The organism is Nodosilinea sp. FACHB-141, assembly GCF_014696135.1.
Lineage (GTDB): Bacteria > Cyanobacteriota > Cyanobacteriia > Phormidesmidales > Phormidesmidaceae > Nodosilinea.
Genome location: NZ_JACJPP010000021.1, coordinates 84,227 through 105,569 on the forward strand (window position 1 = coordinate 84,227; position 21,343 = coordinate 105,569).

General features: G+C 54.3%; 17 protein-coding genes. 8 read left to right on the top strand and 9 right to left on the bottom strand.

Annotated features, from left to right (window positions below):
* Window positions 1-80: 80 nt before the first annotated feature.
* The 4 genes from treZ to H6F59_RS21310 all read left to right on the top strand — a co-directional run bounded on the left by treZ (window position 81) and on the right by H6F59_RS21310 (window position 6,768).
* Entirely contained in the window at window positions 81-1,916 is a 1,836-nt protein-coding gene (treZ, locus tag H6F59_RS21295; RefSeq protein ID WP_190705269.1) for a malto-oligosyltrehalose trehalohydrolase, read from the top strand.
* Window positions 1,917-2,034: 118 nt separating this feature from the next.
* Window positions 2,035-4,854: a malto-oligosyltrehalose synthase gene (treY, locus tag H6F59_RS21300; protein WP_190705273.1), complete on the top strand. Its 2,820-nt coding sequence runs from the start codon at window positions 2,035-2,037 to the stop codon at window positions 4,852-4,854.
* Between the two features lie 263 nt (window positions 4,855-5,117).
* Window positions 5,118-6,239 (top strand): nuclease-related domain-containing protein, encoded by a 1,122-nt coding sequence (locus H6F59_RS21305; protein WP_190705275.1) that lies wholly within the window; start codon window positions 5,118-5,120, stop codon window positions 6,237-6,239.
* 145 nt (window positions 6,240-6,384) lie between these two features.
* Window positions 6,385-6,768 carry a hypothetical protein gene (locus H6F59_RS21310; RefSeq protein WP_190705279.1) on the top strand — a complete coding sequence of 128 codons (384 nt, stop codon included), beginning with the start codon at window positions 6,385-6,387 and terminating at the stop codon, window positions 6,766-6,768.
* A gap of 47 nt (window positions 6,769-6,815) precedes the next feature.
* On the opposite strand, the gene H6F59_RS21315 is transcribed toward H6F59_RS21310, so the two are convergent.
* On the bottom strand, window positions 6,816-7,730 hold the full coding sequence (locus tag H6F59_RS21315; RefSeq protein WP_190705283.1) for a diacylglycerol kinase family protein: 915 nt from the start codon (window positions 7,728-7,730) through the stop codon (window positions 6,816-6,818).
* A gap of 115 nt (window positions 7,731-7,845) precedes the next feature.
* Here H6F59_RS21315 and surE point away from each other — a divergent pair, with 115 nt between their 5' ends.
* Window positions 7,846-8,580: a 5'/3'-nucleotidase SurE gene (surE, locus tag H6F59_RS21320; RefSeq protein WP_190705295.1), complete on the top strand. Its 735-nt coding sequence runs from the start codon at window positions 7,846-7,848 to the stop codon at window positions 8,578-8,580.
* 75 nt (window positions 8,581-8,655) lie between these two features.
* Here the strand turns inward: surE and hpsU are convergent, their stop codons facing one another.
* The 6 genes from hpsU to H6F59_RS21350 form a co-directional block, all read right to left on the bottom strand.
* Entirely contained in the window at window positions 8,656-9,264 is a 609-nt protein-coding gene (gene hpsU, locus H6F59_RS21325; RefSeq protein WP_190705300.1) for a hormogonium polysaccharide biosynthesis acetyltransferase HpsU, read from the bottom strand.
* 22 nt (window positions 9,265-9,286) lie between these two features.
* A complete protein-coding gene (locus tag H6F59_RS21330) occupies window positions 9,287-10,249 on the bottom strand; it encodes a glycosyltransferase family 2 protein (RefSeq protein WP_190705304.1) in 963 nt (320 codons plus the stop codon).
* Between the two features lie 49 nt (window positions 10,250-10,298).
* Window positions 10,299-11,237, bottom strand: coding sequence for a glycosyltransferase family 2 protein (locus H6F59_RS21335; RefSeq protein ID WP_190705307.1), 939 nt, complete (start codon window positions 11,235-11,237; stop codon window positions 10,299-10,301).
* Window positions 11,238-11,394: 157 nt separating this feature from the next.
* A complete protein-coding gene (locus H6F59_RS21340) occupies window positions 11,395-12,477 on the bottom strand; it encodes a fatty acid desaturase (protein ID WP_190705310.1) in 1,083 nt (360 codons plus the stop codon).
* A gap of 292 nt (window positions 12,478-12,769) precedes the next feature.
* Window positions 12,770-14,395 carry an alpha-amylase gene (locus H6F59_RS21345; RefSeq protein WP_190705313.1) on the bottom strand — a complete coding sequence of 542 codons (1,626 nt, stop codon included), beginning with the start codon at window positions 14,393-14,395 and terminating at the stop codon, window positions 12,770-12,772.
* A gap of 148 nt (window positions 14,396-14,543) precedes the next feature.
* Window positions 14,544-15,581 carry an AEC family transporter gene (locus tag H6F59_RS21350; RefSeq protein WP_190705317.1) on the bottom strand — a complete coding sequence of 346 codons (1,038 nt, stop codon included), beginning with the start codon at window positions 15,579-15,581 and terminating at the stop codon, window positions 14,544-14,546.
* A 649-nt stretch (window positions 15,582-16,230) separates the two neighbouring features.
* On the opposite strand from H6F59_RS21350, the gene H6F59_RS21355 reads away from it, so the two are divergent.
* Window positions 16,231-16,503 carry an Npun_R1517 family heterocyst differentiation transcriptional regulator gene (locus tag H6F59_RS21355; RefSeq protein ID WP_190705320.1) on the top strand — a complete coding sequence of 91 codons (273 nt, stop codon included), beginning with the start codon at window positions 16,231-16,233 and terminating at the stop codon, window positions 16,501-16,503.
* Between the two features lie 209 nt (window positions 16,504-16,712).
* Window positions 16,713-17,387 (top strand): photosystem II repair protein Psb32, encoded by a 675-nt coding sequence (gene psb32, locus H6F59_RS21360; protein ID WP_242021617.1) that lies wholly within the window; start codon window positions 16,713-16,715, stop codon window positions 17,385-17,387.
* Window positions 17,388-17,606: 219 nt separating this feature from the next.
* Here psb32 and H6F59_RS21365 read toward each other — a convergent pair whose 3' ends face one another.
* A complete protein-coding gene (locus H6F59_RS21365) occupies window positions 17,607-19,511 on the bottom strand; it encodes a polysaccharide deacetylase family protein (protein ID WP_190705327.1) in 1,905 nt (634 codons plus the stop codon).
* A gap of 198 nt (window positions 19,512-19,709) precedes the next feature.
* Between H6F59_RS21365 and pheA the strand changes: the two genes are divergently transcribed.
* Window positions 19,710-20,615, top strand: coding sequence for a prephenate dehydratase (gene pheA, locus H6F59_RS21370; RefSeq protein WP_190705330.1), 906 nt, complete (start codon window positions 19,710-19,712; stop codon window positions 20,613-20,615).
* Here the strand turns inward: pheA and H6F59_RS21375 are convergent.
* Window positions 20,596-21,237: an LON peptidase substrate-binding domain-containing protein gene (locus tag H6F59_RS21375; protein WP_190519642.1), complete on the bottom strand. Its 642-nt coding sequence runs from the start codon at window positions 21,235-21,237 to the stop codon at window positions 20,596-20,598. The genes pheA and H6F59_RS21375 overlap by 20 nt on opposite strands.
* Window positions 21,238-21,343 lie beyond the last annotated feature (106 nt).

Here is a 21,343-nt window from a genome sequence, read left to right on the forward strand (position 1 = left end):
TTCGGCGCTGATAAAGTAGCGGAGCGTGATGCTTCCCTTAGAGCATTGCCCCCTACTTCAGCCACCAAATATTATTCCCCATGAGATCAGACCTCAAAGTTGGAGCCATTCTCCAAGACAATGGACAGTGCCATTTTACACTTTGGGGGCCTGAGCTAGACTCTGTCGAGCTGCGGCTTCTCTCGCCTAAAAAAGCCTCTTTTCCAATGCAGAAAAGTGAGGAAGGCTATTGGACAATTTCGGTTGATGACGTAGCCGAAGGCACACAGTATCAATACTGCATAAACGAGGCCGATGTGCGGCCCGACCCAGCTTCGTTTTATCAGCCCGAGGGGGTGCATGGCCCCTCGGCAGTGGTTGACCTCAATACTTACAAATGGAACGACGACGGCTGGCAAAATATTCCCTGGTCAGACTACGTCATCTACGAGCTGCACATCGGCACGTTTACGGCTGAGGGCACCTTTGACTCGGCGATCGCCCAGCTAGCCGACCTCAAAGCCCTCGGCATCACCGCCGTCGAAATTTTGCCGGTGTCGCAGTTTCCCGGCGAGCGCAACTGGGGCTACGACGGCGTGTTTCCCTTCGCCACCCAAAACTCCTACGGCGGCCCCAACGGGCTCAAGCGCCTGGTCGATGCCTGCCACCGCGAAGGGCTGGCGGTAATTTTAGACGTGGTCTACAACCACCTGGGGCCAGAGGGCAACTACACCGGCAGCTACGGCCCTTACACCACCGACAAATACAACACGCCATGGGGCAATGCCATCAACTTTGACGACACCTGGTCGGATGGGGTGCGGCACTACTGCATTCAAAACGCGCTCTACTGGCTGCGCGAGTTTCACATCGACGGGCTGCGGCTCGACGCCATTCACGCCATCTACGACTTCAGCGCCAAGCACCTGCTAGCCGAGATGGCCGAGGCCGTGGCAGAGCTATCTGAGCAGGTCGGCAAGCCGCTGTACGTCACCGCCGAAAGCGACCTCAACGACACCCGTATCATTCGCCCCGCCGAGCAGGGGGGCTTTGCCCTGCGCGCCCAGTGGAGCGACGATTTTCACCATGCGTTGCACACCATGATTACCGGCGAACGCTACGGCTATTACCAAGACTTTGGCACCTGCGAAGCCCTGGCGACAGCAATTCGCGATCGCTTTGTCTATAGCGGCACCTATTCGCCCTTTCGGCATCGACGACACGGCAACTCAGCCACCGATTTGCCCTCCGATCAATTCATTGTCTGTGCTCAAAACCACGACCAAATTGGCAACGCGAAGGGATGCGATCGCCTCACTAAACTGGTGCCCTTTGATGCCCTCAAACTGACGGCGGGGGTGCTGCTGACCTCACCCTATATTCCCCTAATTTTCATGGGTGAAGAATACGGTGAAGAAGCCCCCTTTAACTACTTCATTGACCACAGCGATCCCGATTTAATTGAAGCCGTCTATGAGGGACGCAAACGCGAGTTTAAAGAAGCCCATGGCTTTGGTGAACCCGCCCCCGCCCACGAGGTGGCCACCTACGAAGCGTCAAAACTAAACTGGCACCTGCGCGGCGAAGGCAAGCACAAAACGATGTTGAGCTACTACCAACGTCTGCTGGAGCTGCGGCGACAGCTCAAGCTTAATGCGCCGTCCTATTCCAAAGATATGGAGATTAGCAGCGACGAAGACACCAAGGTGATTGTCTATCGCCGGGCGATCGCCGATGGGCAACTGCTCTGCCTAATGAACTTCAACCCAAACGCTAGCGTAATTGAGCTAGCGCCGCCCCAGCAGCCTTGGGTGCTGACCTTTGACTCGGCCGCCACCGAGTGGGCTGGGCCAGGCTCCTCCCTTCCTGAAAAAATCACTGAGGCCCAGTCCTTAGAAGTGCCACCTCTTGGGTTTGTGCTCTATACAACAACGTAGGAACGGTTGTCTTTCTAAACGCTCTAGCATTAACCAGAGCGTTTAGAAAGCTATGGACCCCAACGGCAATTTCGGCCTGGCACAAATTATTTAATCCTTCATCTTTTCTGAGTTCGCTATGCGTATCCCTACCGCGACCTACCGGCTTCAGTTCAACTCAGAGTTTGGGTTTGCTGCGGCCCAAGATATTGTGGAATATCTCAAAAACCTTGGGGTTTCAGATATCTACGCCTCGCCGATTTTCAAAGCGCGAAAGGGCAGTACCCACGGCTACGATGTGGTTGACCCCACCCAACTCAACCCCGAGCTGGGTGGCGAAGCGGCGTTTCAGCCGCTGATTGATACGGTGCACCACCACGGCCTGGGCTGGCTGCAAGACATTGTGCCCAACCACATGGCCTACGACGGCCAAAACCCGTACCTCATGGACATCATGGAGTACGGCCCCGACTCAGAATATTTCAACTTCTTCGACATTGAGTGGGAAGGGCCCGAGGAGCTGGGGGGCCGAGTTTTGGCTCCCATGCTAGGCGATTTTTACGATCGCTGCCTAGAGCGGGGCGAAATTCAGCTTAGCTACGACGAGACTGGGCTGAGTGTTAACTACTACGGACTGCGGTTTCCGATGCGCATCGAGTCCTACGGGCGGTTTTTGAGCTACCAATCGGGGCGGCTGGCCCAGCAGCTCGACACCAGCGATCGCACTTTCGTCAAGATTTCAGGCATTCTCTACCTGGTCAAAAATGCGATCGTCGATCTCAAGGGCCGTGAATACCGCGATCAGGCTCAGTTTGCCAAAGGGCTGCTGTGGGATGTTTACCAAGAAAGCGACGCCGTTCGCGAGTTCATCGACCAAAACCTGGTGATCTTTAACGGCACCCCCGACCAGCCCAGCAGCTTTGATCTCCTCGACGAACTGCTCTCAGAACAGTTTTACCGCCTGTCATTCTGGAAAGTGGGAGCCGAGGAACTCAACTACCGCCGCTTCTTTACCGTCAACGAGCTGATCTGCCTCAAGATCGACAACCAGGAAGTCTTCGATCAGACCCACGATCTGATCTGCAAACTGGTCAAAAACGATCAGTTTAACGGCGTCAGAATCGACCACATCGACGGGCTCTACGACCCCACTCGCTATCTAGAGCGGCTGCGCGATCGCCTAGGCGACACCTACATCGTCATCGAAAAAATTCTTGAAGACGAAGAAACCATACCTCCCGAATGGCCAATTCAAGGCACCTCGGGCTACGACTCACTGATTCAGCTTAACGGCGTCTTTTGTCAGCAGGATAATCAAGACGCCTTTACCCGCATCTATCAACAGCTGACCGGCGAATCCACTCCCTACCCCGAGCTAGTAGCCGCCAAGAAACGGCTGATTGCCGAGACCAACCTGGTCGGCGACATCAACAACCTGGCGCGGTTTCTCAAGCGCGTCTGCCAGCAATATCGCTACGGGCGCGACCTCACCCTCTACGGTCTGCGCACTGCCATCGAAGAGGTGCTGATTGCCTTCCCGATCTATTGCACCTACGTCAACCAGGAGAAGATCTCTGAGCGCGATCTGGCCTACGTGCAGGAGGCGATCGAGGCCGCCCGCAAGCGCATTCCTCAGCTGATCAACGAGCTAAATTTAATCGAGCGATTCCTATCGCTCAATTTTGAAGGCTCGCTGCCCGAGGAGGAAAAGGCCCAGTGGCTGCACTTCGTCATGCGCCTCCAGCAGTTTACCGGCCCGCTGATGGCCAAAGGACTAGAAGACACCCTGTTCTACGGCTATAACCGCTTTATCAGCTTGAATGAGGTGGGTGGCACACCCGGGCATTTTGGCCTTTCGATGCGGCAGTTTCACCAGCGGCAGCAGCAGCGGCAGCAGCAGTGGCCCCACGCCATGAACGCCAGCTCGACCCACGACACCAAGCGCAGCGAAGACGTGCGCGCCCGGCTCAATGTGCTCTCTGAAATCCCCAGCGAATGGGAGACGGTCGTCAACCTCTGGCGCAGCCTCAACGGCAGCCACAAAACGGTGGTGCGCGACCAGGTGGTGCCCGACGCCAACGACGAATATTTTCTCTACCAAACCCTGGTGGGGGCGTTTCCGTTTGAAGATAGCGAGCTGGCTAGCTTTAGCGATCGCGTTGCCGACTACGTGGTCAAAGCCGTGCGCGAAGCTAAGGTGCACACCGCCTGGCTGCGCCCCGACGCCGACTACGAAGACGGCTATGTAGCCTTTGCTCGCGCCATTTTGACCCCCGGCGAAAAGAACAATTTTCTCCCCGAGTTTCGCAAGTTTCAGCAGCGCATTGCTGAATATGGCATCTACAACTCGCTCTCCCAAGTGGTGCTCAAGCTGATGCTGCCAGGGGTACCCGATATCTACCAGGGTCAAGAACTGTGGGATTTTAGCCTGGTTGACCCCGACAACCGCCGCCCCGTTGACTACAATCTGCGCCGTCACTGGCTGCAAGAGTTGCAGCAGTGGGGCGACGATCGCGCTGCCCTGCTCCAGAACCTATTGGAGTACCGCCAAGACGGACGCATTAAACTGTGGGTGACCCACTGCGGGCTGTCGGTGCGGCAAGCCTACCCCGAGCTGTTTGAGCAGGGCGACTACCAGCCGCTGTTTGCGCGCGGTGATGCAGAGGAGCACATTTTGGCCTTTGCTCGCCAATGGGGCAACCAGTGGGTGGTGGCGATCGCCCCCCGTTTTCTCACCAGCCGCATTGAGCCTGGCGAATACCCCATCGGCAAGGTATGGGGTGAGACTACTCTTGCCCTGCCCAGCGGTGCTCAGCACTGGCAAAACTGGATCACAGGCGAATCGGTTACTACCACCGAAGATGCCGCCCTGTCGGACCTGTTAGCCACATTTCCGTACGCTATCTTGGTTGGCACAGCAGCCGACCAGCCAGCCCCAGAAGCCACCACTGAATCCTAAAGCGATCGCCGCTCCCTATTCAAACAGGAGTATTTATGACCTTGTGGGACAGCCATCTTGGCTGTCCCACAAGGCTTGTAATTTTGGTTGATCGGCTGATAACTCACGCAAGAGTCTAGTCAATCTCTTCAAAAGCCTCTTTGCCAATTGGGGAATATTACCTAGGGCCAGACCCTACGTCACAGCAGGGCTTCTAGCTACCCACGAGACTGGAGAGTAGAAATTGGGCACTGTATTAAGCGAAAGCCCTAAATCTACTATTCATGATTGTTAAAGAGCTAGATCCTCTCGCCCCTAACGCCAATAAGCAGATGCAGGCGGGGCACAGGGCTGAAGAACAGATGGCGTTTTACCTGCGCCGGGCATTTGGCGAAGATCCCAAAATCAAGGTACTAAACGGATTGCGGCTAGAGCGCCGGGGAGAGGTGGCCCAAATTGACCATCTGCTGATTAGCACCCACGGCTTTATTTTGATCGAGAGTAAGAGCGTCACCACACAAATCCGGGTCAATGAGCAGGGGGAGTGGTCGCGCCAGGTGGGGTCAGTTTGGCAGGGCATGCCATCTCCTCTCCTGCAAGTTGAGCGTCAGGCAGAGTTGCTCAAGGCCCTGTTAAACGACCACGTTGATCAGTTCTTCCGCAAGGTGCTAACGCTCCAACTCACCTTTGCCTCAGTTCCCTTTGATGGGCTGGTGGCTATTTCTGACATTGGGGTGATTCAGCGGCCTCCCGGTTTTGCTACTCAGCAGGTACTCAAAGCCGATCAGATCACTAAACGAATTCAGGAAATGCATGCTGCCTATCGTCGGGCCAGCAGTTTATTCTCCCTCAACGTGAGGGATGCCGGGGCCGAATTTAACGACAGGAAAGTAACCAACCTGGCGGAGTTCTTGCTGCAACAGCACAGTCCCCAAACCCAGCTGCCTCCTCTAGAGGTTCCTACAGCGTTGCTCAGTTCTGTAGAACCGCCATCTATTTCGAGATCTAAGCAGGTTGTTCTTCCTGTCGCCAAACCTCAGTCTGATCGGCCACCCTTACCCCAGTCTCAAATGGCACCAGCTCCAGTTATCCTCAAGAGCTCTGCCCCGACTACCGTTAAACCCCAGCCACGGCCAGTTCTCTCACCCCAACCTCAAGCATCTGTTCCATCATCTGCTGGAGCCGCTTTGGTTCCTGCCTGTCGCACCTGTGGCAGCAGCCACTTAACAATTGTGTATGGCAAATATGGCTACTACTTCAAGTGTGCCGATTGTGAGGGCAACACGCCGATTAAAGTAACCTGCGCCAATGGCGAAAAAGCCAAAATTTCAAAGCAAGGACGGGAGTTTTATCTAGTGTGCCAGGACGCACCACAACCCCAACTCTTTTACATCAATCCGACTTAATGAACGAGGCGCATAACCAATACGCAGTGCAATGACACTTGCAATCAGTTGCTTAGCCAAGCGGTCGCCATATAGGTGTCTCCCCGCGGAAGGATGGCAAAGCTAGATCCCGTACCTAAGCTTAAGGCATTGTATGGGAGGCATTATGGGCGTTCGCAAGCGGATATTTATACTGAGTTCTGCGATCGGCGCTGGTATTGTCACTATCGCCATTGGGCTCATTCTTTGGAGCACCACCCTATCCCCAGCCAGCCAAGCCAAGGGTGTCGGGGTTGAGCCAGCGCCTATTCAGCTTGAGCAGGCTGCCAACCAAGCAGAGGACCTCTCAAAGGATGTCTACAGCGGGCTTGACACTACTAAAGAGATTATCGGTAAGACTGAACCCCGCAACCAAGCTATTGAGCGTGGCCGAGACGCCGCTAGCCAAAAAATGAAGGAACTGAGCGATCGCGCCCGTCAAGCAGAAGAGCCTGGGGAAGACGTACTGTCTGCTACCGACAAGCGAGTGCTCAAGCACATCACAGAGTAAGTTAGCAAACCCCAATACCAAAACTACGCTTCCTAAAAAACCATTTATTAGGATTTAGGCAAGAGAAATTCAAGTGATTGGGGGGCAACGCTTACGTCAATAACGATAGAGCCATCTGGCGAGGCTAAATTGTCCTTAGACAGAATTTTGTCATCAACGTGAATATCAAACCCTTCTCCCTGAATCTGTAAGTGTCGGCCCTGATACTGCGTGAACGGGGCTAGATCACATTTGCCAGCTAAGCAGTCAGATAAGTAATTGGTAATCTTATCTTGCTCGCCCTCTCGCACCAGCACAACGGTCAACAGCCCGTCATTGAGGCTAATATTTGGGGCAAGGTGGAGGTTGGGTCCAACATATTCGATGTTCATAACCTCCAGCAAAATATATTCGCCTGAAATATCTTGCCCATCTAAAGAAAGGGTTAGAGAGCGGGCAGGACATCGAGAAACCCGCTGTTTTAGCAGGTCTAAGACAGTTGCAAGTTCCTCTTCAGCAGTTGCCACATGCTTTAGATGACCGCTGTGCTCAACCTTAGACATGGTTCGAGCAAATAGTCCCATACCCAAACTTTCAATCAATTGAGTTGTGCCCCAGGCTCCGCTGGCGATCGCACTATCAAACTTGATGCGTGGCGCAGTAGCCCATCCCTCAACAAGCTGCTCCAGAGGAATGTCCATCAGGCCCAACGTTTTGGCAATATTATTGGCTGTTCCCATGGGCAAGACAGCCATCGGAATATCTTGCCCGACCAAGCGTTGAGCCACCTGACCAACGGTGCCATCCCCCCCAGCAGCGATTACTAAGTCGCCAGGATTTTCCAAGGCAGCAACCCATTTGTCGTGTTTGGTCGACTGGTAGTTAACCTCATAACCAGACTGTTCAATTAGAAATAAAAGTACATCTTTGGAAGGGTGTTTATCATCGCCTGCCTTGGAATTATGAATCAGCGTAACTTTCATAAAAATTCTCTAAAAAGCCCAAAAACAAGATTTGAACAGTTTAGAACCTGTGGTTTTGCCATCCCTCGGCACAGAGGCAGATGGTAATAACCCTAGAGGAGGAAAAGAGGTTTAGATGCGGATACTTATTGCTAACGACGACGGAATTTACAGCCCTGGTATTGCAGCCCTGGCAGAGGTAGCCGCAACCTTTGGCCAAGTGCGTATCGTCGCACCCGATGTAGAAATGTCTTCGGCGGGGCACTCCATTACGGCTTCGCGCCCCCTCTCCTACAAGCGCACACCCCTGCGAGATTTTGAGGCCTACCGCGTCAACGGTACCCCCGCCGATTGCGTAGCACTAGGTGCTTACAACTGGGACAAAGTGGATGTAGTGCTGTCGGGTATCAATTTAGGCAGCAACTTAGGCAATGCAATGTGGCATTCAGGCACTCTTGCGGCGGCCAAGCAAGCAGTTCTGTTGGGGATGCGCGGCATTGCCCTCAGTGCGCCCGCGACTGAGAGTGAGCCCGATTTTGACCTACTAAAGCCCTACCTGGCAAAGGTTCTAGAGTTACTCTTGCCAGATCCAGACCTAGCCTTAGTCAACGTCAATTTTCCTAACCAGGCTCCTCAGGGCTTGCGCTGGACTCGCCAGTCGGTGCGACAGTACGACGGCCAGGTCATGCCTAGTAAGGATCCGATGGGGCGGCAGCACTTCTGGTTCACAGTGATACCGCTGGAGGCTCCTGAGGCCGGGACCGATCGCTGGGCTGTAGACCAAGGCTATGTCTCGATGACACCCCTGCGCCTCGACCTAACCAATGAAGATGCCCTAGCTCAGGCACAGATAAGGCATCCCTGCGACTGAGTTCGAACTAGCACTGATAGTTACTTGGGCTCAGTTCGACAACAGAGGTTGGCAATAACGGGGCAAATTTCAGCCCTAGCCATTCACCATCTGACGCGGCGCTACGGCACGGCAGGGGGTACCGTAGCAGATCTGCCCCGACGGCAAAGACTTCAATACGCTGCTGCGGGCTCCTACTACACTGTTGGCTCCTACCGTTACCCCAGGGGCCACGAAGCAGTCGGTCGCTACCCAAGCACCGTTCTCAACGGTCACTGGCGCAACTATCAAGCCAAAGCGCGGGTCGTGAACGTCGTGGCTACCGGTGCATAAATAGCTTTTTTGTGAAATTACGCAGTGTTGGCCAATGGTGATCTGGGCCAGGCTATAGAGCACTACGTCATCCCCAATCCAGCTGTGGTCGCCGATACTCACATTCCACGGGTAGGTGAACCGAGCGGTAGGGCGAATCACCACACCCTGGCCAACAGTGGCCCCAAACTGACGCAGCAGCCAGCGCCTCGGTGCGTGGGAGGCATGGGGCGTGAGGGGAAATAGCACCGCCTGCAACAGCCACCACAGCAGAATGACGACCTTCGATCGCCCCGGTTTGTACCACGACTGGTCGTAGGCATCGAGCCGTACCCAGGGGCGCTCGCCGCCGCTATCCAAAGGGCTATAACTAAAATCAGGGGGAGCCGTCATATTCAGCCGCCATCAAGAGGTATTAAGGGGCTGATTCTACCGAAATAATCGATGGCTGAACTACTGGCTGTGGTAGGGTCGCATTTTCTTTGGGAGTGACATTAAGCTGCCCGCCAAACTGCCTCAGCTCGAACAGTTTTACCCCAATCTGGTACTCATACTGGCTCAGCAGTCGCCCATAAATATAGCCCGCTCGCCCGTCTAAAAAGCCTAGCCGCAGTACATAAAACAGCACAAACCGCAGCAGCGGTTTAAAGGGCAACCGCACCCAAATTTTCTTGAGAAATCGCTTGCGCTGCACCGCATCGCCAAACAAATTTGCGCCGATAGTGCCGCCGTCACCCATGCCGGTGAGCAGGTTGTAGTAGACCTGGGCCTCCCAGTTGGAGTAGCGGTTGTGGCGGGCTAGCCAGTGGTACAGGTCGCGAAAGTCTTCGTGGAGCATGTCGTGCTTTAGATAGCCCACGGCACCTTCGACCATGACGTGCTCGTGCACTTCGTTATCGCCAGTGTTGGGAATATCGGCAGTTTGCAGATTTTCGTAGCGGCCCTTCTGGTGGCGAAACAGGCGCAGGTTCCAGTCGGGGTACTTGCCGCCGTGGCGAATCCAGGTACCCAAGAAAAACACGCGGCGGTTCAGGTAATAACCGTCAAACTCGTTCCGCTGAATGGCGGTAGTAATCTCATCCCACAGTTCTGGGGTAATGCGCTCGTCACAGTCGACAATGAGCACCCACTCGTGGCTAAAGGGCAAATTGTCTAAGGCCCAGTTTTTCTTTTTGGGCCAGTGGCCGTTGAAGTCAAACTGCACCACCTTAGCCCCAGCAGCGGTGGCGATCTCGATGCTGCGATCGCTGCTGTTTGAATCCACTACAAAAATCTCCGCCGCCCGCTCTAGGCTGGCCAGACAGGCAGGCAGATTTTGCTCCTCATCCTTAGCCGGAATCAGCACAGAGATGGGGACTTTGGGGGTCGTCTTAACCATGGTGAATTCCATTACGTGAGGGGTTTACTCAACAAACGCTAGGCGGTGCTTAGGGGCAGACCTTCGCCCCAGGGCGAGGCAATAGGTGGCGCAGACCGCCCACCACATAGCCCAATTGCCCGTAGGCGTAGACCAAATTTTCAAACCGCAGTGCTGGGTCAGACCAGTAGCGCAGAGTCTTAACCAGCCCCCGCAGAAGACACAAGCTTCGCACCCGCACCCGCTCTAGGGTTAGGGTGTGGCTGAGCTGCTCGCGGTAGCATTCGCTAATGCCCTGCCACCAGCTGCGGCGCAAAAACCAGCCCTGACGCAGTCGTTCGGGAGCCACGTTGTGGGCCACCTGGGCTTGGGGCACAAACAAAACCTCATGCCCAACGGCCAGGGCCAGCTGAGTCAGGTGCAATTCTTCGTTCGAGAGCAGGTTTTTGCCCACTCGACCGAGCTGCGGGTCAAAGCCGCCCACAGCCTCTAGAAAGCTTTTTTTGACGCCGTAGTTGAGCCCTCGAGGGGTTTGACCTGGGTTAGTGATGAGTCGCGTCGTAGTGCCCAAATCGTAGGCACCCAGGCTCTCAGAAAGCGTGGACGACAGCCAGCGAGGCGGGGTCATATCCTGGGGCCAGATCAGGCTGACGTAGCCGCCCGCGATCGCCGCCTTGGGGTGCTGTTCAAAGGCCGCCGCTAAGGCGACCAGCCAGTGAGGAGAGGCTTCGGCATCGTCGTCGAGGTAGGCAAGAATAGTACCCTTGGCGATCGCAGCACCCCGGTTTCGCGCTGCCGACAGCCCCAAGGTGCTCTCATACACATAGGTCAGCGTGGGATGAGATAGGTAGGTTTCTACCACGGCCCTGGTGTCATCCGTCGAGGCGTTGTCCACCACAATAATTTCGTAGGCAGCGTAGGTTTGCTCTAGCAAGCTGGCGATCGCTGCCCCCAAGTAGCAAGCCCGGTTGTGGGTACAAATAATGGCTGAAATCAGGGGTTGAGTCATCACCAACACTATTGCTGTAGGGCTGCTAAACCAATATCTTCCGCCTGTTCAAACACTGAAATGGGCAGCCTAGAACCGCGCTGATTCTAAACTGCCCATTTCAGTCTATAGACTACCGAAGCTTCCCGTCTGTGATGCGACGGACATCACCAACCAGTTACTGGCGGTAGCTAGGATGGGGTTGGTAATAGACCTTCGCCCCTTGGTCCGCCACATAGTGGCAGGCCCAAAACGATCGGGCAAAGCTTTTCCACACCGGTTCCTCAGAGCGGCGATAATAATCGCCCAAAATTGGCTTAATCGCCTCTGTTGCTGTCTTCAGGTGATAGTGGGGAATAGCCAAGAAAATGTGGTGGGCCACGTGGGTGCCAATGTTGTGGTGAATGGGGTTGATAAACCCATAGTCACGGTCAATGGTCGACAGCGCCCCCTTGAGAAAGTACCACTCGTCCCCCCGATACCAGGGAATATCTGGCTCGGTGTGGTGCAAAAACGTCACCAAATCAAGCCACACGATAAACACCAGGTAGGGTGCTATGTAGTAAGTTGCCAAAAACAACAGCCCCTGGGTTAATCCTACCCAGGCCAAAAACACGACCGTAGCCGACCAGCACAGAGTGCTCACCAGCACGTCACGCCGCTCAGAGGGACGAAACAACGGACTGCTGGGCATGAAGTGAGAGCCACTGCGCCCCGACGACCGAAAGAACAGATAGAACGGATAAGCAAACAACGCGCCGTAGAAACGCACCATCTTTTGCGCCCAAGGCATAGCTTGATAGGTCGACTCGTCCATCGGGTACCAGCTTTCGTCAGTGTCGATGTTGCCCGTGTTGGCGTGATGGGTGCGGTGGCTAATTCGCCAGCCGTGGTAAGGCACCAAAATAGGCGTGTGGGACAGATGACCGACCAGACTGTTGAGCCACTTGTAGCGAGAAAATGACCCGTGGCCGCAGTCGTGGCCAACCACAAAAAGAGCCCAGAACATCGTGCCCTGAGCCAGCCAAAATACTGGGAAAAATAGCCAAGAGTTAATTGCGTGGGCCACGGCATATAGCGCCGCAATAATCCCTAAATCTAAAAAGAAGTAGGCCAGCGACTTAAGCACGGAAGGCTGAAAACAATGGGCCGGAATCGCCGCCTTGAGATCTTGAAGGGTAAAGTCTAGCTCCTGGGCTGAGCGAACGTAGGCCGAAAATTCTGCGTCTGTAGCTCCTGGAGGAACACGATCTACTTGCACGAAAGTACCAATTTAACCATAGAGACGAACGCCCAGCTGCTTCCAAAAAAATGAGCGGGCGTTACACAGCTTAACTTTTCGCGGCATAAAATTCTATCCCGCGATGGAGGAGCATAGTCAGTGAGTTAAAGCAATCTTTCTGCTTAGCTGGAGAAGGAAGGGTAGGTTGAAGTTCTGAGACTGTCTGTTGAGATTACAGATAGATGGACTTTATTGCGCGATCGCGAAGCAAGTGCTGTGCCCTCAACCTCTCCAAGCGGGGCGATCGCCGATCTCAACCCGGCAGCAGTCCTTACTTAGGGCGCTCCTCTACCCACACCGACACCGAGCCACCATTGCAGCGAAACTCCGCCCAGCCGTCGCCATTGGTCGTGATAGTTTGAGAAGTATGCCCAGTCAAGTCGTAGAACGTGGTGTTGGGCTTACCCACCTCCATCCACTTGGTGCCTTCTGATCCATTGCTCAGCAGCACTGCCATGGCGTGGGGGTGGCCATCAGAGCCGAGCCGCGTCCAGCCCACAACATTGGGATGGTCAAAATAGTCGTACTGGGGGCCATAGGCAAAGTGCTGGCGGCCAATCAGCAATCGATCCAAAATCTCCCGATGCGAGTCCATCCAGATCTCGTACTCGTTGCCATCACGTCCCTTATCCACATAGTGGGCACCGTAATAGTCGCAGTAGAAAATACAGGGATAGCCTTCGTCTCGCAGCAAAATCATGGCGTAGGCCAGGGGCTTAAACCACGATTCCACCACAGACTCCAGGGCTTGTAGGGGCTGGGTGTCGTGATTTTCGACCAGGGTAACGGCCAGCAGCGGCATCTCTTTAACCACGGTGTTGTCAAAGATAGTGCGCAGGTCATAGTTGTTGCCCGCCTTACTGGCTTGGTAAAAGTTGTGGTGTAGCGGCGCGTCAAATAGGTCGAGCTGCCCGCCCGAGTTGCCGGCATACCAACTCAGCGCCCCCAGGTCATAGGTCCAGTATTCGCCCACGCAAAACAGATCGCGCTGGGCATAGTGTTCCAAGTGGGCCAACCAATCCACAAAGAAGTCACCGCAGATGTGCTTGATAGCGTCTAAGCGAAACCCGTCTACCCCAATGTGGTCGAGCATCCACTCGCCCCAGTATTTCAACTCGCCGCTCACTTCAGGATGGTCAATATCTAGATCACAGCCCATCAGGTAGTCAAAACTGCCCCGTTCCCAACTCACCTTGTCTTCAAAGGTTTTGCCCTCAATTAGCCATACGGCTTTGTAGTCGGGTTCATAGCTGTTGTAGTCAACGCCGTCAAAGTGGTACCAATGCCACTTCATGCTTGAATATTTATCGCCTCGTCCGGGAAAGGTGAACTCTGTCCATGACTTGATCTGGCGCATTTCTCCCAGAGGACGGTGGCGATCGCTTGGATCCATCGGAATTGCCTTAAATTCCTCTTCACCATCGGCCGCCATTTTGTGGTTGAACACCACATCGGCGTAGACGTTAATCCCTAAATCGCGGCAGGCTTTGACCGCTGCGACGTACTCATCCTTAGTGCCGTACTTCGTTCGCACTGTGCCCTTTTGGTCAAATTCTCCCAGGTCAAACAGGTCGTAAACTCCGTAGCCAACGTCATAGCACCCGCCAATGCCTTTGTAAGCAGGCGGTAGCCACAGAGCAGTAATGCCGGCGTTGGCGAGGGCCTCAGCCTCCTCCTTAACGCGGTTCCAGTGGCTACCATCAGCGGGGGTATACCAGTGGAAGTACTGCATCATAGTGCCGTTAAACTCCCCCCGCTTACGCCGACTCCGCAAGATGTCGGCGTTAGCCTGCAGCCACTCCTGTAAAGACGTTTTAGCGGTTTCTGCTCCCTCTGGAGTGAGATTAGGGCCAATCGCCTTAAACCTATCCTTAAGCTGCCGAAAGGGATTAGACATAGCGACCCCCAGGGGAATAATTTCCACCAGAATAGGGGCAAACCCTAAGAGTTTGGTAAAAATTAGAGCTCAATTCCAGAAAACTCACGTTTCCCTAGCCTAATTACTAAGACCTTTTCCCACTGCCTCTCCCCCCTATGCAAACTGCCTAGCCAAACACTAGGAGCCACAGCGGAATAGTGAGTAGCAGGCCTCCTGTAGATAGGGCAATGCTGGCGGCGGCCAGTTCTCGGTCGAGATCGTACTCTTCGGCCAAAATTAGTCCCGCGAACGCGCTTGGCATTCCCGACATCAGCACCAGCACTAGCACCCCATCTTTGGGCAGGCCTGCGCCCAAGGTCACCGCCCCTACCATCACGGGCAGCACCAGCACCTTGAGCATCGCCGGTACCAGCGCTGGCTGTAGACTACTCCACCCCTGCAGCTGGCTCAGCCGCAGCCCCATCAGCACCAGCGCCACCGGAATCACCAACCACACTGACTGATGCAAAGCCTCGTCAAGCAGGGGCGGCCAGGCCCAAACCTGGGAGACTGAGCCTAACGCAAAGGCCCATAGCGACGGCACGGTCACCACGTCACGCAGCTGCTGCCAACGCGATTTGGTCTGGGCACCGCGTCCAAACCAACTGGCGATAAACACTCCTAGTCCATAGGTGCCGACCACGTTTTGGGTCACGCTATAGAACACAGCCCAGCCTAAGTAAGGACCACTAACCAGAGTAGGCACGATGGCTAGCCCGACAAACCCCGTGTTACCCAACATAGAGGCCAGCACAAAGCTGCCCTGGCGGGGTTTATCAACCCAGGTCATCGTGGCGGTGTCAGGCCACAAAGCCAACTCCACCGGCTGTGAGGGCAGTAGCTCTGACCCTGGAGCGACCCCGATTTCAATAGCGACGGCCTCAGCCGGGATGGTAGCGGCCAGCGATCGCACCACCGCTAACCCCACCAGCCCCAACCCCAGCCCCAGCCCTAGCGAAACAACGGTATACAACGGGGCTAGACCTGTGTCTTCCGCAAAGTGAGTCTGACGAGCCAGGGTAAAAATTTCGAGGGGAATGCCAATCCAATACAACCCTCGTCCCAGCAATCGAGGTAACGCCGCCGGCAAAAATCGGCCCAGCCCAGCCCCCAGCCCCACCCAAATGACCAGCGGCAGATAGGCTTGAATCAGAGAATTACGCATTTTGGCAGTTCGCTATGGCACTTACCCCACTCAGTAGTCTACGGAGTTTTGGTCATGTTGACGTTTATTTAGTGCGATCGCAGCTCTAGCCGTAGACCCGACTTCAATGCCAACCACCAATCGCTCAATATGTTTTTAAACAAAATCATTGATCCATTGAATGTTAGTTTCTTACCTGTCTTAAAAAAAAGCTGAAGTGACCCTACAACAGACCTTTAGACGACAGCTTGGCTCTAAAAAGGGCGTTGAAATACAACTAACTACAACATCTAGACGGGCTTAAAGTATAAAAAAATGAGCCTCTTCTGAAATTGTACGGACGAGTTTCAATACTATTAATCTTGGCCTCACAAAACTGTATCAATCCTGTAAAAACAGGTTAGAAAACCCAGGGTTAGCTGTTTTTTTTGATTTGATGATATCAGGTGGTTCAATCTGCGCGATCGCTGCCTAGTAACAGGCAACATCACTTTGGCTCAAAGCCACCTCATCGTCATCAATAGGGATTGCATCACCGCTACAACTGTGAAATTCTCCACAGCCTACAACGCTTCGATGCCCCTGCCAGCCCTCAGCAGGACAAACACCCTAGCCCCCGGTCTCCTTTGATGACTCCTTTCATGCTTAGTTAGGGAGTACATATTTGACTATGGCTACGTCTGCACCCCGTTCGTCGGTTGAGCCTCAGGTTGGCGTTTATGAGTGCGCCATTACTCTCAAGTTTCGTATTTTAGAAGACAGCCACGTCATGGCCGATCGCGAACACCTGCTGGAACAGCTGATCGATGCCTTTTCTTATGGCAGTGACGAGTTCGTTGAGCAGCTTGACGCCCAGGTAGAGGTTGCCGAGGTTGCCGAACTCCAAGCATCACCACTGATGCGGCGACAGCTAATTCGGCTACGCAATTTGCCTTCAGCCTAAGAATACAGCCTCCAGTTGACTGACCTTTAAGGGGCAAACAAAACGACCTAGTTCCCTCGGGGCTCTTAGCCCCGTATATTGGTTAATAGGCCAGGGTAGAACCCAGTTAGTTCCTTCTGGCTCAGCCGTTGTTGTAGCTTAGGCCCATGAATAGTTACCCTTCCCAACGAACGCATAGCCGCTGGATTCAGGTCTGCTGGAGCGCGCTCTTGGGCCTAGTTTTACCCCTGGTCGTGCTAGGGCTATTCGCCGAGCCTGCTGAGGCCGTAGCCGTATTCCAAGTTCCAACAGTAGCGGCGGGCGAGCCTACCTGGGTGGTTGACGAAGCCAATATCATCAGCCGTATCAATGAAAACAAAATTTCGAGTCGTTTCAGCGAGCTGGCGGCCGCTACCGGCAACGAGGTGCGCCTCGTAACTATCCACCACTTCGACTACGGCGATACCATTCAAAGCTTCACCGATAAGCTATTTGAGCGCTGGTACTCCACCCCAGAAGAGCAAGCCAATCAAACCTTGCTGGTCCTTGACGAAGTCACTAAAACCGTGGGCATTCGCGTTGGCGATCAAGCTGCGACCCTACTTACCGACGATATTGCTACTAGCGTTGCCCAAGAAACCGTGCTGTTTCCCTTACTGGAAGGCGACAAATATAACCAGTCGTTTTTGGCTGCCAGCGATCGCCTCGGGGCAGTACTAGGCGGCCAAGCAGATCCCGGCCCGCCAAACTTTGACGACTCCTTTGACAGCGAAAGTACCTTTGCCTCCGCCGAAGAAACCGCCGAAAACCGCGGCAACAGCACAGTGGTTCTAATCGTTTTGCTAGTACTTGCCACCGTTATCCCGATGGCAACCTATTTTTGGTACGTTGGATTCGGCAACTAAATCAGACGACACTCGCTGCCCAAATCTGAGTTCGAGATAAGCAAGTGGCTTGAGTTACTAGCTAATTTGCCAGACCGAATAGCCTAAGCGCTTGGTCTGAAAACGAGTTATCTAGCCTCTAAACCTTGCTTCAAGTTATGCATGCGTCTATAGGAAACTTGAGCTAACTAGTTTTGAGCCCAGGACACTGCCGCCCTGGGCTCAAAATCATTAGGCGTTCTATCGCTTAATTGTGGTTGGGTTCTCTTGATCCAACACCAAAGGGCACGGACTGCCGTCGTTGGCTTCAGGAGGCACCAGTCCTAGAACGTGGGGTACCGGGCGCGGAATATAGCCCACCAGGGAATCTCCCTGATAGGCCAGCGAAGTACTAGCCCCAGAGTCAAGCATGACAGCATCACGCAGACCGGCCTGGTGCAGCAGTTCGCCTAGCTGTACCGAATCAACCATGGTGTGGGTCACCCCAACTACCGGCTGCCCAGCAGTATTAATACCCCAAAAGGCTCGATGGCGACGGGCATCATAGTCAAACAGGGTGCCAAAACTACTAGCGGGCTGGGGTAAACCATCTTTAACTAACCAGCCAGCCGCCACAAAGGCATCGGTTACCCCAGGTAGCTGCTGGGCTAAACCTGCCAGCGTATTGTGACGGGTAGCGTCAAAGGGCACAAACTGAACCTCGTTAGGAGCAATTAGCACCAGAGGGCGGCTGTTGAGCTTAGGCGTTTCTCCCGGATAGCCTGGAACAAACTGCCGTGTGCTTTGGCTCAGGACTGGACCGATCATGACGTTGGAGTCCAGGTACTTGAGGGAGAAAAAGCCCCCGTCAACAGCTCCGGCAACGTTGCTGCCCGCTAGCATTTCTGGCAACTGGTAGCGACTGTTGGCGTGGATAGTAACCGGATGCCCGCCGCTGATCAGCGAGAACGACTGATCATCTCGATCTATCTTTTGCACAGCGACGGGAGTAGCAAAATTAAACGCAGAATCGGCGGCAACAGGCATTACTCCAGCCGCCGTAGGGCCACCCCAGGCCACCTCAAGCAACGACTGAAGATTGGATTGACCAAACCGCTCGATGGCTAGCAGCGATTCTGAGGCACCGGCAAATTTTTCGTCACTCTCGCGCATCGTGAACCCCGCCAGATAGCCGGCATCGGCCACGGCTTGGGCAACCCGCTCATCATAGTGACCAGTGGGATAGCCAAAGTACTCGATAGGAATACCTAGTTGAGCCTCTAGTTGCCGCTTCGACTCAACCACTTCATAGACTAGGTCCTCATCGCTGAGGGTTCGCAGGTCAGGGGGGTGAGTCACGCTATGGGAGGCAATGGTTACTAAAGGGTCAGCTGCCATAGTCTTGAGCTGATCCCACGTGAGGGTTGAGCGCCCAGCGACGGTACCATCGACCTTACCCGGGAAGACAAAGAAGGTGGCTGGTACCTGATACTTTTGCAGCAGCGGATAAACATGCTCGTAGTGGCCGAGATAGCCATCATCAAAGGTGATGAGCACAGGTTTTTCGGGCAGTGCCACACCGGTACGTAAGTGCTGCACCAGTTGGTCAGGGCTGATTGGCGTTAAGCCATTATCCAGTATGGTTTTTAGGTGAGCCTCAAAGTCTGCGGGGGTAAGGTCAAAAAAGACTTCCGGTGGATCGAGGACATCGTGGTACATCAACACCGGCACCCGGGCTTCGGCTGCTAGAGGATGAATACTGGGCCAGGGTGCGGCCCCTAGCTGAGCGAGCGCCTCGACAGCCTGAGTTACAGCAGTACTAGGGCTAGAACCATGAAAGAGGCTTTCGCCCGCTGTAGCGCTACTAATCTCTGCCTGATTCAGACCCGCAGGGCGACGGCACAGCCTCTCACTGCTGACTACGGTAGGAAACGCATCTACCCCAGGGGCATCGGCTAGAGTCAGGAAACTTGGGTTGAGGGCTTGGGGCTGGTCGAGGGCCGCAGGGGCGGCAAGCCCCACGCTGCCAATGCTGATTAAGCCGGTACTGAGGGCACCGGCCAAAGGCACAGCGGCCCCAAGCAAAAATGCTCCCGACCCTAACGTAACCAGTGTTCGCACCTTAGACGGCTTAGCGCCATCTGTCTTCTTTTTGCCCTTGACCATTGCTGCCACTCCCCACCAAGTTAGGCCCCGCCTAAGACCCATTACATATTACTGGGCAATGCCGACTTTGTTTGCCCAGAGTAGGCCGCATTTCGGTTAAGGAGCTGTTAATTTAGGCCGGTCAGAGATCGGTGGTCAGAGGGCGCGATCGCGACAGCCTCGTCTTACTATGAAACAAGCCCGCTATTGCAAGTCCTCATGACCGTCACCATTGCCTACCTAGGGCCTGAGGGCACCTATACCCAGCTTGCTGCCCTAGCCTATAGCCTTAACCTGGAGCAGCACACCAGCCCACCGGTCAACTTAGTGGCCTTCCCAAGCATTCCCAAAGCCATGCAGGCCACTGCTGATGGCATGACAACCTTGACGATTGTGCCGGTCGAAAATTCTACCGAAGGGGGAGTTACTACAACCCTAGATACTCTTTGGCAGCTTCAGCAACTTAAAATTCACCACGCTGTGGTCATGCCCATTCGCCACGGGTTGCTATCTCAAGCAACTTGCCTCAGCGTCATAGAAACAGTTTTCTCCCATCCCCAAGCGCTGTCTCAATGTCAGCGGTGGCTCGAGCACAACCTGCCCCAGGCAAACCTGGTTGCCACCCGTTCTACCACAGAAGCCCTCGACCACCTGACCGATAACAGCACAGTAGCCGCCATTTCTTCGGAATGGGCAGCCCAGCTCTACAACCTACCGATCTTGGTCCACAACATCAACGACCATTCCGACAATTGCACGAAGTTTTGGGTGCTTAAAGATGACAATAGGGAAGCAGATCCGGTCAAAGGCCGGTACACTTCTCTAGCTTTTAGCCTGCCGGTGAACAGTCCTGGAGCGCTGCTTAAACCGCTGGACGTATTTGCCCGTTCCGGCATCAATCTCAGCCGCATTGAGTCGCGACCCACCAAGCGATCGCTGGGAGAATACCTATTCTTTGTCGATTTAGAGACTGATGCGTATAGTCAAACGGGACAGCAAGCCCTTAACGAGCTCCTGTACTGCACCGAATCCTTGGTTAATTTTGGCACCTATGACGTGGTCACCGCAGACCCTAGCCTAGCTGCCGCCAAAGCTAAAACTCAATCTACTCAAGCACTTCCTTAAGAGCAGTACGGGCTGCCAGGTGATTGCGGGTAGAGGTTAGAATCTCAGCCTCACGCTCTAGCCTCACGCTGGTATCGTCCATCTCGAGCAGTGCTTGCTGCTCAAGGGCCACCCCGTGCAAGTTACTAGCTACCCAATACGACAGCTCAATGGGAATATCGGGGATATTATCGGGTAGATCAATATCTTGATTGGTCAGCTTAGCTGATAGATGAACCACGTCCCGCAGCAGCTGGTCCACGTCGGAAGCAAGCGGGCTGAGATCTTGGTTGGTGGGTTTATCTTCAACCCATTCTACTAGCCCAACTCGATAGGGCTTATCGCGCACGTAGCTCAACACCCGAAACCGCTGCTGGCCTAAAGTGAGAATTTTGAGACGATCATCAGGCAGTCGCTGATAGTGAAGAATTTCAGCGCAACAACCGACATTGGCTGGCTGCCCCGTGGCAGGGTCTAGCATCAGAACTCCAAAACGGCGATCGCTCTGGAGAACAGTGTTCATCATGATCCGGTAGCGAGGCTCAAACACATGAAGCGGCAGATGTCTTCCCGGAAATAAGACCAACTCAGGCAACGGAAAAAGCGGTAGTTCTCGCACAGATAAGGACTCGGAGAATGACATCATCGCCTCTTGCGAATTCAAGCGCACCGCACTCTGGCACGGCAGCTGCAACACTTGTTTACATAGAGGTATTCTAACCCAACTCCCTAGTGGAATGCTGCGGTTC

Excerpts from the sequence above, each read along its gene's own strand:
- H6F59_RS21330 (WP_190705304.1), bottom strand. The coding sequence starts at position 10,249 with ATGGTTAAGACGACCCCCAAAGTCCCCATCTCTGTGCTGATTCCGGCT.
- H6F59_RS21310 (WP_190705279.1), top strand. The coding sequence starts at position 6,385 with ATGGGCGTTCGCAAGCGGATATTTATACTGAGTTCTGCGATCGGCGCT.
- surE (WP_190705295.1), top strand. The coding sequence starts at position 7,846 with ATGCGGATACTTATTGCTAACGACGACGGAATTTACAGCCCTGGTATT.
- pheA (WP_190705330.1), top strand. The coding sequence starts at position 19,710 with ATGACCGTCACCATTGCCTACCTAGGGCCTGAGGGCACCTATACCCAG.
- H6F59_RS21315 (WP_190705283.1), bottom strand. The coding sequence starts at position 7,730 with ATGAAAGTTACGCTGATTCATAATTCCAAGGCAGGCGATGATAAACAC.
- treZ (WP_190705269.1), top strand. The coding sequence starts at position 81 with ATGAGATCAGACCTCAAAGTTGGAGCCATTCTCCAAGACAATGGACAG.
- treY (WP_190705273.1), top strand. The coding sequence starts at position 2,035 with ATGCGTATCCCTACCGCGACCTACCGGCTTCAGTTCAACTCAGAGTTT.
- H6F59_RS21305 (WP_190705275.1), top strand. The coding sequence starts at position 5,118 with ATGATTGTTAAAGAGCTAGATCCTCTCGCCCCTAACGCCAATAAGCAG.
- H6F59_RS21375 (WP_190519642.1), bottom strand. The coding sequence starts at position 21,237 with ATGTCATTCTCCGAGTCCTTATCTGTGCGAGAACTACCGCTTTTTCCG.
- H6F59_RS21350 (WP_190705317.1), bottom strand. The coding sequence starts at position 15,581 with ATGCGTAATTCTCTGATTCAAGCCTATCTGCCGCTGGTCATTTGGGTG.
- H6F59_RS21335 (WP_190705307.1), bottom strand. The coding sequence starts at position 11,237 with ATGACTCAACCCCTGATTTCAGCCATTATTTGTACCCACAACCGGGCT.
- H6F59_RS21365 (WP_190705327.1), bottom strand. The coding sequence starts at position 19,511 with ATGGTCAAGGGCAAAAAGAAGACAGATGGCGCTAAGCCGTCTAAGGTG.
- H6F59_RS21345 (WP_190705313.1), bottom strand. The coding sequence starts at position 14,395 with ATGTCTAATCCCTTTCGGCAGCTTAAGGATAGGTTTAAGGCGATTGGC.
- hpsU (WP_190705300.1), bottom strand. The coding sequence starts at position 9,264 with ATGACGGCTCCCCCTGATTTTAGTTATAGCCCTTTGGATAGCGGCGGC.
- H6F59_RS21355 (WP_190705320.1), top strand. The coding sequence starts at position 16,231 with ATGGCTACGTCTGCACCCCGTTCGTCGGTTGAGCCTCAGGTTGGCGTT.